The organism is Craterilacuibacter sinensis (assembly GCF_009831765.1).
GTDB classification, from domain to species: Bacteria; Pseudomonadota; Gammaproteobacteria; order Burkholderiales; family Chromobacteriaceae; genus Craterilacuibacter; species Craterilacuibacter sinensis.
The window spans coordinates 26059-41474 of sequence record NZ_WSSB01000001.1 but is presented as its reverse complement, the minus strand read 5'-3'; the positions used below and the strand labels follow the sequence as shown (position 1 = coordinate 41474).

The 15416-nt window shown below is 61.8% G+C and carries 16 protein-coding genes; 8 read left to right on the top strand and 8 right to left on the bottom strand.

All coding sequences use genetic code 11. The annotated features are described in order from the left end of the window. The first annotated feature begins 21 nt into the window (after nt 1-21). The 7 genes from GQF02_RS00185 to GQF02_RS00155 all read left to right on the top strand — a co-directional run bounded on the left by GQF02_RS00185 (nt 22) and on the right by GQF02_RS00155 (nt 8452). Nucleotides 22-1401 (top strand): MFS transporter, encoded by a 1380-nt coding sequence (locus GQF02_RS00185; RefSeq protein ID WP_160794066.1) that lies wholly within the window; start codon nt 22-24, stop codon nt 1399-1401. Continuing rightward, nucleotides 1395-2111, top strand: coding sequence for an energy transducer TonB (locus tag GQF02_RS00180; RefSeq protein WP_220789255.1), 717 nt, complete (start codon nt 1395-1397; stop codon nt 2109-2111). Before GQF02_RS00185 ends, GQF02_RS00180 begins: the two co-directional genes overlap by 7 nt. Before the next feature lie 154 nt (nt 2112-2265). Further along, nucleotides 2266-3432, top strand: a complete 1167-nt coding sequence (locus tag GQF02_RS00175; protein ID WP_160794064.1) for a cell division protein ZipA C-terminal FtsZ-binding domain-containing protein — start codon at nt 2266-2268, stop codon at nt 3430-3432. A 76-nt stretch (nt 3433-3508) separates the two neighbouring features. Beyond that, complete coding sequence (gene ligA, locus GQF02_RS00170) at nt 3509-5974, top strand: NAD-dependent DNA ligase LigA (protein WP_220789254.1); 2466 nt, start codon at nt 3509-3511, stop codon at nt 5972-5974. Nucleotides 5975-6072: 98 nt separating this feature from the next. Then, nucleotides 6073-6942, top strand: coding sequence for a UTP--glucose-1-phosphate uridylyltransferase GalU (gene galU, locus GQF02_RS00165; RefSeq protein WP_160794060.1), 870 nt, complete (start codon nt 6073-6075; stop codon nt 6940-6942). Nucleotides 6943-7015: 73 nt separating this feature from the next. Then, nucleotides 7016-7558 carry a hypoxanthine-guanine phosphoribosyltransferase gene (locus GQF02_RS00160; RefSeq protein WP_124734667.1) on the top strand — a complete coding sequence of 181 codons (543 nt, stop codon included), beginning with the start codon at nt 7016-7018 and terminating at the stop codon, nt 7556-7558. A 123-nt stretch (nt 7559-7681) separates the two neighbouring features. Beyond that, on the top strand, nt 7682-8452 hold the full coding sequence (locus GQF02_RS00155; protein WP_160794058.1) for an alpha/beta fold hydrolase: 771 nt from the start codon (nt 7682-7684) through the stop codon (nt 8450-8452). Between the two features lie 21 nt (nt 8453-8473). Here GQF02_RS00155 and GQF02_RS00150 read toward each other — a convergent pair whose 3' ends face one another. Genes GQF02_RS00150 through GQF02_RS00140 form a run of 3 tightly spaced genes read right to left on the bottom strand, consistent with a single transcriptional unit; the run spans nt 8474 to nt 10206 of the window. Further along, nucleotides 8474-9175: a GNAT family N-acetyltransferase gene (locus GQF02_RS00150; RefSeq protein ID WP_220789253.1), complete on the bottom strand. Its 702-nt coding sequence runs from the start codon at nt 9173-9175 to the stop codon at nt 8474-8476. A gap of 1 nt (nt 9176) precedes the next feature. Then, nucleotides 9177-9563, bottom strand: coding sequence for a rhodanese-like domain-containing protein (locus tag GQF02_RS00145; protein ID WP_160794054.1), 387 nt, complete (start codon nt 9561-9563; stop codon nt 9177-9179). 13 nt (nt 9564-9576) lie between these two features. Beyond that, complete coding sequence (locus GQF02_RS00140) at nt 9577-10206, bottom strand: FMN-binding negative transcriptional regulator (RefSeq protein WP_160794052.1); 630 nt, start codon at nt 10204-10206, stop codon at nt 9577-9579. A 70-nt stretch (nt 10207-10276) separates the two neighbouring features. On the opposite strand from GQF02_RS00140, the gene pdxR reads away from it, so the two are divergent. Then, nucleotides 10277-11731, top strand: a complete 1455-nt coding sequence (gene pdxR, locus GQF02_RS00135) for a MocR-like pyridoxine biosynthesis transcription factor PdxR (RefSeq protein WP_160794050.1) — start codon at nt 10277-10279, stop codon at nt 11729-11731. A gap of 57 nt (nt 11732-11788) precedes the next feature. Here pdxR and GQF02_RS00130 read toward each other — a convergent pair whose 3' ends face one another. From GQF02_RS00130 to GQF02_RS00110, 5 genes are all read right to left on the bottom strand, one after another. Further along, complete coding sequence (locus GQF02_RS00130) at nt 11789-13114, bottom strand: M20/M25/M40 family metallo-hydrolase (RefSeq protein ID WP_160794048.1); 1326 nt, start codon at nt 13112-13114, stop codon at nt 11789-11791. A 209-nt stretch (nt 13115-13323) separates the two neighbouring features. Next, nucleotides 13324-13785 (bottom strand): DUF3592 domain-containing protein, encoded by a 462-nt coding sequence (locus GQF02_RS00125; protein ID WP_160794046.1) that lies wholly within the window; start codon nt 13783-13785, stop codon nt 13324-13326. Between the two features lie 4 nt (nt 13786-13789). Further along, nucleotides 13790-14731: a ribosome biogenesis GTPase YlqF gene (gene ylqF, locus GQF02_RS00120; RefSeq protein WP_124734659.1), complete on the bottom strand. Its 942-nt coding sequence runs from the start codon at nt 14729-14731 to the stop codon at nt 13790-13792. 2 nt (nt 14732-14733) lie between these two features. Continuing rightward, nucleotides 14734-14946 carry a DUF3820 family protein gene (locus GQF02_RS00115; RefSeq protein WP_160794044.1) on the bottom strand — a complete coding sequence of 71 codons (213 nt, stop codon included), beginning with the start codon at nt 14944-14946 and terminating at the stop codon, nt 14734-14736. 111 nt (nt 14947-15057) lie between these two features. After that, complete coding sequence (locus GQF02_RS00110; protein WP_220789252.1) at nt 15058-15399, bottom strand: DUF4870 family protein; 342 nt, start codon at nt 15397-15399, stop codon at nt 15058-15060. Nucleotides 15400-15416: the final 17 nt, after the last annotated feature.

The following is a 15416-nucleotide window of genomic DNA, read 5'->3' as shown; positions in this document are numbered from 1 at the left end:
CACAGGAACAACACTCGCAGCATGACCATCAGTATCCAACGCTGGGAACCGGAAAACCTGATTTTCTGGCTGGCACGCGGCAAGCCGATTGCCAGGCGCAATCTGCTGCTGTCCATCCTGGCCCTGCACCTGAACTTCAATATCTGGATGATGTGGAGCATGGTCGTGGTCAACCTGCCGGCGGTCGGCTTTTCCATTACCCACCAGCAACAGTTTTTGCTGGTGTCCATTCCGCCGCTGACCGGTGCCCTCATGCGCATCATTTATTCCTCGCTGTGGAGCTGGACCGGCGGCGGAACCTGGCTGGCAGTTTCCACCTTATTGCTGCTGATACCCGCTTTCGGCGTCGGCCATGTGGTGCAGGACATCAGCACTCCCTTTCCCCTGTTGCTGCTGATCAGCGCCTGCTGCGGCATAGGCGGCGGCGCCTCCAGCTCGCATCTGTCCAACACCAGCCTGTTTTTTCCCAAGGCACAAAAGGGTCTGGCCATGGGGCTGAATGCCGGCATCGGCAATCTGGGGGTGTCGATGGCGCAACTGCTGATCCCGCTTGCCATCTCGGTCCCCTTGTTCGGCGCGCTGGCCGGCACACCGCAAATCTGGGGGCATGGCAGCGAGGTTTATCCGGTCTGGCTGCAAAACGCCGGCTATCTGTGGATAGCGCCTGTTTTGCTGGTGTCGGTGCTGTGCTTTGTCTACGCCCATGACCTGCCCAAGCTCAGGCTGACGCCGCGCGATCAATGGCAGATGATGCAAGAACGCCACACCTGGTATGTCTGCCTTTTGTATATGGGCACTTACGGCACTTTCCTTGGCATGGCGGCAGCCTTTCCTTTGCTGTCGCGCACGCTGTTTCCGCTGCATGATGCGACGCCCTATCTGTTTATCGGGCCCATGCTGGCGGCCTTGTCGCGCCCGTTTGGCGGCTGGTGCGGCGACCGCATCGGCGGCGGCATCAGCGTGATTGCCTGCTACGCCGTACTGGTCATCGGGACAATAGGCGTGATCGCCAGCCTGCCGGACGCACAAAGTCGCGGCTCGTTCTGGCTGTTTCTGGCCATGTGCCAGCTCTTGTTTCTCGCCGCCGGCATCGGCAACGGGGCCGCCTACCAGCTCGCACCCAAGGTCTTTATGCTGCAGGCCGGACGCGAAGCCCACGCCCGAGGTGAAACCGTGGCACAAACCTATCTGCGCGGCACGCGCCGCGGCACGGCGGCCATGGGGGTCAGCTCGGTGATGGCAGCCTTCGGCGGCTTTGTGATTCCCGAAACCTTCGGCTATTCGCTGGAAACCGCTGGCAGCTTCGTGCCGGCCTTTGTGCTGTTCCTGCTGTTTTATCTGCTCTGCGCCGCCATTGCCTGGCGCTGCTATGCGCGCGCAGGCGCGACGCTCCGGTGCTGATCAAAAAAAACCGGGTTCTGCTGCCGCTGGCCCTGTCGCTGCTGCTGCATGCGCTGTTTGTTGCGTTTTTGCCATCCATGCAGGCACAGCAAACACGCCCGCCCTTGCAGCTAGATCTGCTGGCCTTGCCAAGCCCAGGCCCGGGCAATGCCGCCCCGGCAGCGACGGCCAAAGCCGCGCCTTTGCCGGCCAGGGCCCCAGGCCGGACCCGGCCCAGGACAGCCCCAACCAAGTCCTTGCCTGAAGCCGCCCCTTCCGCTGCCAGATCCGACCTCGCCCTGCCCGCCCTGCCCACAACGGCGGCACCGGCAAGTCCCCCGCCAGCAAGCACATCCATAAACGGCACACAGCCAGCAGCGACGGGAGCGGGCGCTGCCCAGACTGCAGATGCAGGCTCGGGCTCGGGCTCCGGTTCGGGTGCCGGCTTTAGCGGCGCCGACTGGCGCGCGGGCGCGCTGGACAATCCCGCCCCGCCCTACCCTGAACGCTCGCGCGCCCGTGGCGAAGAAGGACGGGTGGTGTTGCGGGTTGAGGTCGGAGCCGATGGCCGCGTACGCGATATCGCTGTCTTGCATAGCAGCGGTTTTCCACGGCTGGATCGCGCGGCGCGCGATGCCGTCGAGCGCTGGCGCTTTACTCCGGCCAGACGCGGCAATAGCGCAGTGGCCGACCGCGTCGATGTGCCCATCCGCTTCCGCCAGACCGATTAACAGGGCCCCGCTGGCGGGCGAGAAACAGGCAGCATGGTCCGCTTATTCGCCCTGCTTTGCGAGCGCACAAAATCATTAAAAACCAAAGCCGTTTGCATGACTGGCTTTGATATAATATTGTCCCGTCTATTAGCCGTATTGTGGATAAAGCTGAATGAGCGAATTACAGATCGGCTTGCTGGTGCTGGGCGGCGCATTTATCGCGCTGGTACTCGGCATTAACTGGTATCAGGAATGGCGCTTCAAAACGAAGACCCGCCAGGCTTTTGCCCGCGAGCACTCCGACGTTTTGCTGGACGTGCCGAAAAATCAGGTGCGCGACGGCGTAGCCAACGATCGTCTCGAGCCGGTGCTGGCCACAGCGCTGGACCTGCCGGACTTTCCCGAGCCATCCGGCAATACGGCGTCCCTGAGCACCGAGGAGCCCGCGTTTGAGCTGCCGGCCGAGCCGCTGCCCGAACCGGAGGCTATTCGTCTGGATATGCCGGCCCCCATGGATGCCGACGACCATCAGGCACTGGTGGTCGCCATGCTGGATCCGTCGCTGGACTTTATTGCCGAAGTGGTTTTCCGTCAGCCTTTCCAGCTGAACGCCCTGCCGCGCTTTGCCGTGGCCAAGCGCGTGCAGCAAATCGGCCGCACCGAGCATGGCCTGTGGAAACAGGCGGAGGCTCTGCCCGGCGTACGTTACAAGCAACTGAATATCGCGCTGCAGCTGGTGGACCGCAGCGGCGCGGTCAATGAGCAGGAAATCGCCAGCTTCTGCCAGCAAGTGGCACGCTTTGCCGAAGAAAACGAAGCGGCAGTCAGCTTTCCGCAACGCGCACAAAAACTGGTTGCCGCACGCGAGCTGGATCATTTCTGCGCCGATGTCGACATGCTGATCGGCATCAATATCCTGCCGCGCGCGCCGATCAATGGTGGCGAATTGCGCAGCTTTGCCGAAGCCTGCGGCCTGCAACTGGAACACGACGGGGCCTTCCACTGCCTGTCCGACTCGGGCAATACCCTGTTTTCGCTGACCAGTGCCGACCAGACTCCGTTGTCCGATGCCAGCCTGTCCAGCCGGCGCCTGCCCGGCCTGACGCTATTGTTTGATGTGCCGCGTGTCGCCGGTGCGGTCGAGGTATTCGATCGTGCCGTCGAGTTTGCCCGCGAGCTGGCGACCGAGTTCGACGCCCAGCTGGTCGACGACAACCGCCGCGCACTTAGCGCACAGGGGCTGGCCCGCATCCGCGAACAACTGGTGCAGATCTACGGCAATATGGACGATAGGGGCATCGCACCGGGCAGCTTCGCCGCCCTGCGCCTGTTTGCCTGACGCGCCCAGACGTAAACAACCGATATCAACACCCGCAGCCGGCGCGAATGCCGGCTGTTTGCTTTGGAGCGCAATGATGACCGAGCTTGCCCACCGCGCAGCCGAACTTGCCGCCTTGCTGAACCGCTACAACTGCGAGTATTACCAGCTGGATACCCCCAGCGTGCCCGATGCCGAATACGACCGCCTGCTGCGCGAGCTCGAAGCGCTGGAAGCCGCCCACCCCGAACTGAAAGCCCCCGATTCGCCAACCTTGCGCGTGGGTGCCGCGCCACTGGCGGCTTTTGACAGCGTGCGCCACGACACGCCCATGCTGTCGCTGTCCAATCTGTTTTCCGAGATGGAAGCGCCTGCCTTCGCCGCGCGCCACGCCGAGCTGATCGCCTTTGACGAGCGCATCCGGCGCGAACTTAGCATCAGCACGGCCAGCTACGCCGTCATGCCCAAGTTCGACGGCCTGGCAGTGAGCCTGATTTACCGCGACGGTCTGCTGGTACAGGGTGCCACGCGCGGCGATGGCAGCAGCGGTGAAAACGTCAGCGAAAACATCCGTACCATACGCAGCATTCCCTTACGCCTGAATACCCCCACCCCGCCTGCCTTGCTGGAAGTACGCGGCGAGGTGCTGATGTTCAAGCAGGACTTTGAACGGTTAAATACCGAGCAGCTGGCGCGCGGCGACAAGGCCTTTGTCAATCCGCGCAATGCCGCCGCCGGCAGCTTGCGCCAGCTGGATGCGCGCATCACCGCGCGCCGCCATTTGTCCTTCTTCGCCTACGCCATCGCACAGCTTGACGGTGCAGCGTGGCCGGACAGCCACCAGCACGAGATCGACTATCTGGTCAGCCTGGGCATACCGGCGGTGCCGCCCGAGCTACGCCCGGTGCTAAGCGGCGTCGAGGCTCTGGCCGGCTATTACGAGGCGATGATTGCACGCCGTGCCAGCCTGCCCTACGACATAGACGGCGTGGTGTACAAGGTCGACAGCCGCTCGCAGCAGGATGCACTGGGCTTTGTTTCGCGCGCACCGCGCTTTGCCGTCGCACACAAGTTTCCGGCCGAAGAAGCGCTGACCACGGTCGAAGCCATCGATGTGCAAGTCGGGCGCACCGGTGCGCTCACACCGGTTGCGCGCCTGGCGCCGGTATTTGTCGGCGGCGTCACCGTCACCAACGCGACCTTGCACAATGAAGACGAGGTGCGGCGCAAGGATGTACGCGTGGGCGACACCGTTTATGTGCGCCGTGCCGGCGACGTGATTCCGGAAGTGGTATCGGTGGTGCTGGCCAAGCGTCCGCTGCGCGAAGTGCCGGCCGCCGATCTGTTTAGCCCGGCAAGCGAGCCGTGCTATCCGCCATGGTCGCTGCCGGCACAGTGCCCGGTGTGCGGCTCGCATGTGGTGCGCGAAGAAGGCGAAACCATTGCCCGCTGCGCCGGCGGTTTTGCCTGCCAGGCACAGCGCATGCAGGCCATCCGCCATTTTGCCGGCCGGCGCATGATGGATATCGAAGGGCTGGGTGAAAAGCATATCGATAATCTGGTCGATCTGGGCTATGTACACCGGGTGGCCGACCTTTACCGGCTGACGCTGGCCGACCTGCTGGAAATGAAGCGCCGTGCCGATGCGCGCGACAATACGCCAGACGAGACAGATAGCGCAGTCGTACAACTGGCCATAGGCGAAAGCGGCGACCTGCTGGCTGCAGCTGCAGACAAAACCCCGACCCGCTGGGCGGAAAACCTGCTGTCCGGCATCGCCGCCAGCAAGAATCCGCCGCTCTCCCGGCTGTTGTTCGCGCTGGGCATCCGCCATGTCGGCGAGTCCACCGCCAAGACGCTGGCCGACTATCTGGGCACGCTGGAAACGGTACGCCATGCACCGGCGGCACTCCTGGCTGCCCTGCCCGACATCGGCGCCGTAGTGGCCGCCTCGATTGCCGACTTTTTTGCCGAGGCCAATAACGAACACGCCATCGATGATTTGCTGGCCGCCGGCGTCGCCCCGGCCGACGAGCATGCCCCATCGGTCGAACTAGCCGAACTGCTCAGCCCGCAGCGCCTGCTGGCGCGCCTCGCCATCCCGCGCCTGACCGAGATTCGCGCCGCACAGTTGCTGGAACAGGTGCCCGATCTCATGACACTGGCGGCCATGGAGCGGCGTAGCGTGATCGCCCTTGCACTGCCGGCCGAAGTCATCAATGCACTGGCCGATTATCTGGATGCAGACGACCACCGCGAGCAACTGCGCCAGCTAGCTAGCCAGACCCAGGCCCTGCTGGCCGCCGTACCGCAACACAGCGCCAGTGCCCGCGCACTGGCCGGCCAGACTTTTGTGCTCACCGGCACCCTGCCCACCCTGTCGCGCGACGAAGCCAAGGCCCTGATTGAAGCGGCCGGCGGCAAGGTGTCCGGCAGCGTCTCGAAAAAAACGCACTATGTGGTGGCCGGCGAAGCTGCCGGCAGCAAGCTGGAAAAAGCCACGGCACTGGGTGTGACGGTGCTGGATGAGGCGGCACTGCTGGCCTTGCTGGCTGCGGATTAAAAAGCGCGGGCGCCATACCGGCTAAGACTGGAGCCGCGCAGGCAAAGCCAATACAATGGCGCCCAACTGATACACCTGTCTGCGATTTTGGAGAAGTAATGCAAAAAATTACCAAGGCCGTGTTTCCGGTTGCCGGCATGGGCACCCGCTTTTTGCCCGCCACCAAGGCCAGCCCGAAAGAGATGCTGCCGGTGGTCGACAAGCCGCTGATCCAGTATGCGGTGGAAGAAGCCGTCGCCGCCGGCATCACCGAGCTGATTTTCATTACCGGCCGCAACAAGCGCTCGATCGAGGATCATTTCGACAAGGCCTACGAGCTGGAAACCGAGCTGGAAAACAAGAACAAGCAAAAGCTCTTGGACATGGTGCAGGGCATTATCCCGCCTACCGTCAGCTGCATTTATATCCGCCAGACCCAGGCGCTGGGTCTGGGTCATGCCGTACTGTGTGCCCGCCCTGCCGTTGGCGACGAGCCCTTTGCCGTGATCCTGGCCGACGATCTGATCGACGGCGAGCCCGGCGCGATGGAGCAGATGGTCAAGGTATTCAACCAGACCCACTCGTCCATCCTCGGCGTTGAAACCGTGCCGCACGAGCAGACCGGTTCCTACGGTATTGTCGAAGTCACAGAAAATGTGCGCGGCCAGCAGCAGGTGACCAGCATCGTGGAAAAGCCGCACCCCGACGTGGCGCCATCCAATCTCGCCGTGGTCGGCCGCTACATACTCACGCCGCGCATCTTCGACAAGCTGGTCAACACCCAGGCCGGCGCGGGGGGCGAGATCCAGCTCACCGACGGCATCGCGGCGCTGATGAAAGACGAGACCGTGCTGGCACTACCGCTACGCGGCACCCGTTACGACTGCGGCTCCAAACTCGGTTACCTCAAGGCCACCGTCAATTACGCCTTGAAACACCATGAGGTCGGCGCTGAATTTGCCGATTACCTCAAGTCGCAAGCACGCTAAACCATTGAGTCCCGTGCGCTGCGCCCACACGGTGCAGCGCATTTTTCTTTGTCCATAAAATAAAGGCCGCCTCATGCCAAACTTTGCCGAAGCCCAAGGCATACTCAACAGTTCCGACATCCTGTTTACCGCAGCCGAAGTCGATGCCGCCGTCGACCGCATGGCGGCCGACATCACCGCCAAACTGGGCAGCGACTATCCGCTGGTACTGTCCGTCATGGGCGGCGCCGTGGTGTTTACCGGCCAGCTCTTGCCACGCCTGGTGTTCCCGCTGGATTTCGACTACGTCCATGTTTCCCGCTACGGCGACAAGACCCATGGCGGCGAACTGGTGTGGCGCACCGCCCCCAAGGAAGATGTGCGCGACCGCGTGGTGCTGGTACTGGACGACATCCTGGATGAAGGCCACACCATGGCCGCCATCCGCGACAAGGTGATGGAAATGGGCGCCAAGGCCTGCTACAGCGGCGTCTTTGCCAACAAGCTGATCGCCAAGGAAAAGCCTATCGCCGCCGATTTCGTCGGCATCGACGTGCCTGACCGCTATGTATTCGGCTACGGCATGGACGTGCGCGGCATCTGGCGCAACCTGCCGGCCATCCACGCGCTCAAGTAAGACACAATGCGCGCTTGATCAAGCGCGCGGCTGTCAGCACAAGGCCGTCCTGCCGTGACGGCCTTGTGTCTTTTTGTGCGGTTTAAACACAGCGCCGCCACTTCTTCAGCAAGACGCCTTACCATGCCCTATGTCCACCACGATACGCTCGCCATCCACTATCAGGTCTGGGGCCAACCCGAGCGGCCTGCGCTGGCACTCGTATTCGGTTTTGGCATGTCGGCACGGGACTGGCTTGATTTTGGTTATATCGCCGCGCTGCAAACACATTTTTACCTGATCGCCATCGAAGTGCGCGGCCATGGCGACAGTAGCGCCCCACACCATCCCGGCGACTATGCACTGCCCGCGATGGCCTCCGATATCGCCGCAGTGCTGGATCAGCTAACCATCGCACGCGCCACACTGTGGGGCTATTCGCTGGGGGCCAAGATGGTGCTCGCCTATGCCGCCGCACAGCCTGACAGAGTAGCTGCGCTGGTACTGGGCGGTTGCGAAATGCATGCAAAAGTCGATTTGGACAACGATGTGGTCAGCCAGGCACTGGCTCAGGGCGGACAGGCCTGGTGCAGCCTATGGCAACAGATGTTTGACGTGCCGACCCCGCTTGCTGCACGGCTGCAACAAGCCGACACCGCCAGCCTGCTCGCGCTCAGGCAAGCCGAAGCACGCTGGCCGGATCTATCGGATGCACCCGCCAGGCTGGCGATGCCCTGCCTGCTATATGCGGGTGAGCATTGCTTTTATCGTGCGGCAACGGCCGCGATGGCCGAGGCCTTCCCGAATAGCCGCTATCTGCAACGCAGCGGGCGCACGCATTTCGACCTGATGCCGGACAGCGCATGGATCTGCCACGAGGTGATCGCCTCGTTTGCCAGACCGGCCATCATCTGACACACAAGGCCATGCGCCACATCAGGACATGCGCCGCGCCGCCAGAGCCCGCCGCTGTCGGCCCTTTGCATCGAAATTCTCCGGCAGCAGATAGTCGTTGAATGCCTGTTGCACCGCCGGCCACTCGCCATCCAGCAGCGAGAACCAAGCCGTATCGCGATTGCGGCCGTCCGGCCTGACCCGCGCCTGACGGAAGGTGCCCTCATAGCTGAAGCCCAGACGCAAGGCAGCCTCACGCGAAGGCACATTCAGCGCATCACACTTCCATTCACAGCGGCGGTAGCCCAGCGCAAAAGCGTGCTGCAGCAGCAAGAACAGCGCCTCGCTCGCCACGCGGCTGCGCTGCAGGCGCGGCGAAAAATGTATCCAGCCCATTTCGATCACGCCATTGGGCGCATCGATGCGCAGATAACTGACGATGCCCTGCGCCTGGCCGCTGTCGTCGACAATGGCAAAAAACAGCGGGTCAGTACTGCTTTCGTCGGCGAGCATTTTTTCCATGAAATCCGTCAGGCTGTCCGGCCGGCCGCCAAGATAGGTCCAGCCCGCCGCATCGCCGGCCAGCGCCGCATACAGCGCCTCGCCGTGGCGTGCGGCATCCAGCGCCTCGACCCGGCAATAACGCCCGTTAAGCGTGATTTTTTGTGGCAATGGTGCGCCCTGCCAGCCGGGAACCGGCAGCCCCAGCGGCTGCCCCAGTGCATTGAGCTCGAAATTGTCCATCTCAGCCTCCGCAGCCACAGTCGATACCCTGCCCTGCTGTCGCGGTGGTCGCGTAGCCGTCGCGCTTCCACCAGTCGATGCCGCCCAATAGCTCCTTGACCCTGAAACCCAGTCGCGACAGGGCCAGTGCGGTTTTGGTCGAGGCATTGCAGCCTATGCCGTCACAGAAGCTCACCAGCAGCACATCGCGCGGCAGATCACGCGTACTCTCGCTATCAATACTGCGGTGTGGCAGGTTGATGGCCCCCGGCAGCGTCTCGGCAGCAAACGCAACAGGCGAGCGCCCGTCTATCAGCAGCACCGCCTCGCCATTTTGCAACTGGGTGAACACGTCGTAACTGTCGGTCTCGAACTCGAGTTTTGCCGCATAGAAATCGCTTTGCTGCATCTGGCTCTCCTTATTATTCTGCTTCGAATTCATCATCGCTCATCACTCTTGCCACGGCCGGCGCCTGTGGCAGCGGGCTCTGCGCCAGCGCGGCACGGATACTGGCACGGTTTTCAGCACTCTGGTTCTGGCTAAGCTTGAATTTACCCTCGAGCTGCCCGATTTCCAGTTCTATCCCGATCACGGCAGCACTGAGCTTGCGGATAAATCCGGCCGGCGCATCCTCAAGTGTCCAGGGCTGCGCCAAGGCCGCCTCCTGCGCATGGGTAAGCGACGCCATTTGCCGCAGCAGCCAGCTCTCGTCATCAATCAGGCGCAAGCGTCCTTTCACCTGCACTTCCATATAGTTCCAGGTCGGCACTACCTTGCCGTCCACCTGCTTGCTGGCCAGAAAGGAAGGCGACACATAAGCCTGCGGCCCGTGAAAAATCGCCAGTGCTTCGCTAATACCCTCCTGACTCAAGGGATTGCTGCGGGCGACATGGCCTTGCAGCACACCCGCTTCGGCATCCAGCCACAAGGGCACGGCATCGGCGACCAGCCCTTGCGGCGTATACCTGACCAGCGTCGCCAGGGGAAAAGCCCGCATCAAAGCATGCATGGCGTCGCTGTCCGCCACGGAAAAAGCAGAAGGAATGTACATCGGGAGCACCCATGACTTTTCAATGACATCATGGTAAAAGCGGAACTGGCCTAGCGAAAGAGCCAATTGCATGCCCACAGGGAGAACCACTTTGAGTGCCGACTGGATAAGCGAAGCACTGGCGGCGATACCGGCTCCGCGCCCGCGACTGGATGTATTGCTGCGCAACTGGATAGCCAGCGGCCGCCTGAGTAGTGGCAGCCGCCTGCCGGCCAGCCGTACGCTGGCAAGCAGTCTGGGCATCGCCCGAAATACGGTAGTAGCGGCCTATGAACAGCTGGTTGCTGAAGGCTATCTGGAAAGCCGCCAAGGCAGCGGCACCTACGTAGCCTCGCTGGTATTTAGCAGCGCCCCGGCAATTGCACTGCAGCCAGGCGCCGGGCTGTCGGCACGAGGCACACAACTGGTGGCCGACAGCCGCTTGCCGGTCGGATTGATCGGTGCCTTTGCGCCGGGCGTACCGGAGATACGCCGCTTTCCGCATGCCAGCTGGCAGGCGCTGCAAAACCGCTATCAACGTCTGGCCTCGCCCGAGATGCTGCATTACCGCAATGATGGCGGCTACCGCCCCTTGCGCGAAGCCCTGGCCGATTATCTCAATCTGGCACGTGGCGTGCGCTGCGATGCCGACCAGATCATCGTAACCCAGGGCGCGCAAAGTGCACTGGAACTCAGTGCGCGCCTGCTGTGCGATCCGGGAGACTATGCATGGATGGAGGAGCCGGGCTACTCCGGTGCCCAGTCAGCCTTGCAGGCCGCAGGGCTTTCCTTGCTGCCGGTACCCGTCGATGAGGCGGGCCTGGTGCCCGAGCGTGCGCCAGCCGGCGCCATACCCAAACTGATCTACCTGACGCCCTCGCACCAGTATCCGCAAGGGGCCGTGATGCCGCTGACGCGGCGGCTGGAACTCCTTGCCCGCGCAAAACGGATGGGAAGCTGGATCGTGGAGGATGACTACGACAGCGAGTTCCGCTACAGCAGCGCGCCGATTCCGGCCTTGCAGGGCATGGCCGAACACGAGCATGTGATCTATGTCGGCACCTTCAGCAAGGTCATGTACCCCGGTTTACGCCTGGGCTATATGGTCGTGCCTGGCGCACTGGTCGATGCCTTTCGCTGTGCCAACGCCCGCCTCTACCGTGAAGGCCATTACCCGCTGCAGGCGGCACTGGCAGAATTCATCGGCAGCGGCCAGTTTGCCCGCCACATCCGCCGCATGCGCGAGCTATACGCGCACCGCCAGTTGCTGCTGCGCAGCATCTTGCAGCACACGCTGGGCGATGCGCTGCCGCTGTCGCGCGGAGAAGCCGGCATGCATCTGGTGGCCAGCTTGCCGGATGGATTTGACGAATTGGCGCTCAGCAGCACTGCCGCAAGCGAAGGCCTGTGGCTGCGGCCACTGGCTCGCCACTATCTGGCTGCACCAACGGCCAGCGGGCTGGTGCTGGGCTATGCCGGCGTAGAGGATAGCGCCTTGCAGCAGGGTGCACTGCGCCTGAGCCAGCTACTGGAACAGCGCTTATAAACCGGCGCAAAAAGGGCGCCACGCGGGCGCCCTGTGCGACACATGCCAAAACCAGCCTTACTTGGTTTTCAGGCCCTTGTTCGCGACTTCATCCAGCAGCAGAATCATGCTGACCGTGCGCGGCGCGAAGGTCTTGAGATCAACCGTTTCCTTGTCCAGATCGTGCTCGTAGTCGGTCTCTACGCCCAGACCATCAATGGTCGGAATGTGTTTGGAAGTAAAGTTGCCAATGGTCACGCCGCCACCGGACCATTCAACCACATTGGCACCGTATTGCTGCTTGACGATTTTCTTGTACGAATCGACCAGAGCCGCGGCTGCCGGGGTTTTTTCCATGGCAGGCAGATAGGAGAACGGGCCCTTCACTTCGACCTTGGTGCCACCCACAGCAGGGGTGGCCGCGATCTTGGCGATGGCAGCCTGAATCTTCTTCAGGTCTTCCGCCTTATAGCCACGAATATCCAGCTTGGCGCTGGCGGCAGCCGGTACGCTATTGCGCTTGGTGTTCGGGGTTTCGATCACGCCTACATTGATAGTCAGCTCAGGAATGAACTGGCCATGGTCGCTCAGGCCGCGCTTGGCCAGGCCTTGCGGCGTGAACTGGGACGGATCTTTCGGCAGCGGGCTGGCCAGCTTCATGATGCGGGTAATCTGGTTGGCCAGTTCGACCGTGGCGCTGGCCGAGGACTGTGGCGAGTTGCCGGCATGGCCGGTCGTGCCCTTGACGCTGATATCGAAGTTGGCCGCCCACTTGCGCTGCGTGGTCAGACCCCAGCCCGGACGGGCGGTATCCACCGACAGGGTCAGATCGGCCTGCTTGGCCAACTCGTCAAGGATCTGCTCTTCCAGATCGGAACCGACTTCTTCTTCGGCATCAAAGTAGAAAATCATCTCGCCGTAGTTCTTGTAACCCAGCTTTTCCATCGCTTGTGCGAAGTGCAGCAACTGGGCGACCGAAGCCTTGCTGTCGCCTGCGCCCGGACCTTGCGACAAACCGGTCTTGGCATCATAGCTGTATGGTTTCTTGGCCAGGCTGCCCTTGGGCTGCACGGTATCGGTGTGACCCAGGATCAGCACGCGCTGCTGGCCTTCACCCTTCTTGCGCAGGATGACATGGGTGCCGGCGTCGTTTTCGCGGTACTCGGCCTTGTAACCCAGAGGCTCGAAGCGGGCTTTGAGCCAATCGGCCATCTGCCGGCTACCCGCCTTGTCGCCGGTAGGCGATTCGATCTCGGTAATGGCCTTATGGTCCTGCAGGTAAGCCGGGATCTGTCCATCGACCACCGACTTCACCTTGGCAGGGTCGAGCGGAGCAGCAAAGGCAGACATCGAGAAAGCAGCGAGGCAAGCAGCGGTAAGCGGGGCAATACGGCGAAACGACATGAAGCACTCCATCCAGCCATTTAGGGAGCGCTTACTTTACGCCGGCACCACCAATAATTAAATACTTATCTAATAATTTATTATTGATATTGGCGATTGATTGATTAATATCAAATAGAAATATCGCGCAGCACACAGACCTGCACATCTGTCTGGGACATAAAAAAGCGGCGCACTCTAAAGTGCGCCGCCTTGCCGATACGCCGGTTTCAAATGATGCCCAGCAACAAACCCGCCCCTGCCGCTACAAACAGCAAGGTCAGCGCCAACCCTATCCATACCGTCCAGTGCCGCCCGGCCTCGAGGCAGGCTTGTGCGGGCTGTGCCGGATTGACGTAAACCCGGACCTGGCTGCCCGCCGGATACTTGGCCACTCTGGCCTCGGCACCGGAAGCACTTTGCTGGTAGCCGGCATCGGGAAAGGATACGGTGGAGCCGGTGTAGTCCACACCGTTGTAGCTATAGCGGTAAGTCACCAATGCCTTGTATTCCTCGCGGTTGCTGGCATCGCCACCACCGCGGCGCAGGCGGCTGTCGACGCCGCTGGCGGTAATTTCACCGATGGCCGTCGGCCAGGCTTCGGCCGCCCGCCCGGTTTCTCCCAGCCGCCACAGATAGGCGAAACCCGACAGACCGACCGCAATCAGCAGCAAAGGCAGAAACTTTTCCATCAGGTTAGCTATTGCGTTTGCCGTTGGCGCGCTTGGCGTATTCCTGCTCGCGCGCCTGCTTGGCGGCGGCGCGCTCGGCGATCAGTTCCTTGGCGCGCTTTTTCCACACCGCCCACTCGTCCGGACGCTCCAGCGTCAGGCGGCCGATCAGGCCGTCACGGAACTCGGTCAGCACGATTTCGGATGCTTTCTGGATATTGATGCGGCCACCGCCCAGCACCGCGCCGCGCTTCTTGCCTATCATTTCCAGCACCTGCCAGTCCTGCATGCCGCTGATGTCGTCCAGCTTGTAGCGGGCGCTCAATTCGGCCGCGTAGTGCTGCAGCAGGTACTTGAGCAGTTCCAGCACAACCTCTTCTTCGTCCATCGCATTACGGCCGACCGCACCGCTGGCGGCGAGATTGTAGCCACCTTCTTCCACTTCGATCTTGGGCCACAGCATGCCCGGCGTATCGAAGAGTTCGAAGTCGTCGGCCAGCATGATGCGCTGCTCACCCTTGGTCACACCCGGCATATTGCCGGTCTTGGCGATCTTGCGCCCGGTCATGGTATTGATCAGCGTGGATTTGCCGACGTTGGGAATACCGCAGATCATCACGCGCAAAGGCTTGTCCAGCCCGCCACGATTAGGCACCAGCTCGCGGCAGGCCGCGATCAGCTTCTGGCTGGGCGCACGCTCGCCGGCGTCAAGGCCGATGGCCTGGGTGCCGGGCTGGCTGCGATACCAGCTCAGCCACTGTTGGGTGACGGACGGATCGGCCAGATCCTGCTTGTTGAGGATCTTGAGCGTGGGCTTGCGCCGCGCCAGTTGCGCGATCATCGGGTTGGCACTGGAGGCAGGCAGGCGGGCGTCCAGCATCTCGATGACTACATCGATGCCGCGCAGGCGCTCAGCCACATCCTTCTTGGCCTTGTTCATATGGCCGGGGAACCATTGGATAGCCATGTTTACTGCTTTCTTAAAGGGTCGATCAGATGGATCAAGCCGTTATGTTTGAGTTCAAGCGTCAGCGCCAGTACGCGGCCGATTTCACCGGGCGGAAAGCCCTTGTGCGCAAACCACACCAGATAAGCCTGCGGCAGATCGGCAATCAGCACCCCTTTATACTTGCCGTAAGGCATGCGGCGGGTGGCGATCAGGGTGAGCAGCTCGGGGTCCATGGGACGCTCTGACGAGAAAAGGAAGGCATTGTGCCCATAGCAAGATGGCCTGTCACGCGACAGGCCATAAAAATGCGGAAAAACAAGGCAATAGCGCCCGTTTATGCCGCTTTACAGCAGAATGGCCTTGCCGTCGTTCAGCGTGATAAAACCGCGCACGATACGATAGACAAACCATAGCCAGGCGATGCCCAGAATCGCGAAACCGACCAGAATCCAGGTCAGCGCTCCGCCGACAATCGTCCACAGCAGCATCCACCAGAAGGTGCGGATCTGCCAGCGAAAATGGCTTTCATACAAGGTGCCACGCACATCGGGCATTTTCAGGTAGTTGATGACCAGCCCCACCAGCATGGGCAGGCCAGTAAACAGGCTGATCGCCTGGATCGCGTAGACCAGTAATGCCAGATTGTTCAAACGGCGATCGCCGGTTCCTACGACTTCATAATCCATCATTCACCTCTTTAATC

Excerpts from the sequence above, each read along its gene's own strand:
- GQF02_RS00155 (WP_160794058.1), top strand. The coding sequence starts at position 7,682 with ATGCCCTATGTCCACCACGATACGCTCGCCATCCACTATCAGGTCTGG.
- GQF02_RS00145 (WP_160794054.1), bottom strand. The coding sequence starts at position 9,563 with ATGCAGCAAAGCGATTTCTATGCGGCAAAACTCGAGTTCGAGACCGAC.
- GQF02_RS00150 (WP_220789253.1), bottom strand. The coding sequence starts at position 9,175 with ATGGACAATTTCGAGCTCAATGCACTGGGGCAGCCGCTGGGGCTGCCG.
- GQF02_RS00130 (WP_160794048.1), bottom strand. The coding sequence starts at position 13,114 with ATGTCGTTTCGCCGTATTGCCCCGCTTACCGCTGCTTGCCTCGCTGCT.
- GQF02_RS00160 (WP_124734667.1), top strand. The coding sequence starts at position 7,016 with ATGCCAAACTTTGCCGAAGCCCAAGGCATACTCAACAGTTCCGACATC.
- GQF02_RS00185 (WP_160794066.1), top strand. The coding sequence starts at position 22 with ATGACCATCAGTATCCAACGCTGGGAACCGGAAAACCTGATTTTCTGG.
- ylqF (WP_124734659.1), bottom strand. The coding sequence starts at position 14,731 with ATGGCTATCCAATGGTTCCCCGGCCATATGAACAAGGCCAAGAAGGAT.
- GQF02_RS00115 (WP_160794044.1), bottom strand. The coding sequence starts at position 14,946 with ATGGACCCCGAGCTGCTCACCCTGATCGCCACCCGCCGCATGCCTTAC.
- GQF02_RS00140 (WP_160794052.1), bottom strand. The coding sequence starts at position 10,206 with ATGTACATTCCTTCTGCTTTTTCCGTGGCGGACAGCGACGCCATGCAT.
- GQF02_RS00125 (WP_160794046.1), bottom strand. The coding sequence starts at position 13,785 with ATGGAAAAGTTTCTGCCTTTGCTGCTGATTGCGGTCGGTCTGTCGGGT.
- pdxR (WP_160794050.1), top strand. The coding sequence starts at position 10,277 with ATGCCCACAGGGAGAACCACTTTGAGTGCCGACTGGATAAGCGAAGCA.
- GQF02_RS00110 (WP_220789252.1), bottom strand. The coding sequence starts at position 15,399 with ATGGATTATGAAGTCGTAGGAACCGGCGATCGCCGTTTGAACAATCTG.
- galU (WP_160794060.1), top strand. The coding sequence starts at position 6,073 with ATGCAAAAAATTACCAAGGCCGTGTTTCCGGTTGCCGGCATGGGCACC.
- ligA (WP_220789254.1), top strand. The coding sequence starts at position 3,509 with ATGACCGAGCTTGCCCACCGCGCAGCCGAACTTGCCGCCTTGCTGAAC.
- GQF02_RS00175 (WP_160794064.1), top strand. The coding sequence starts at position 2,266 with ATGAGCGAATTACAGATCGGCTTGCTGGTGCTGGGCGGCGCATTTATC.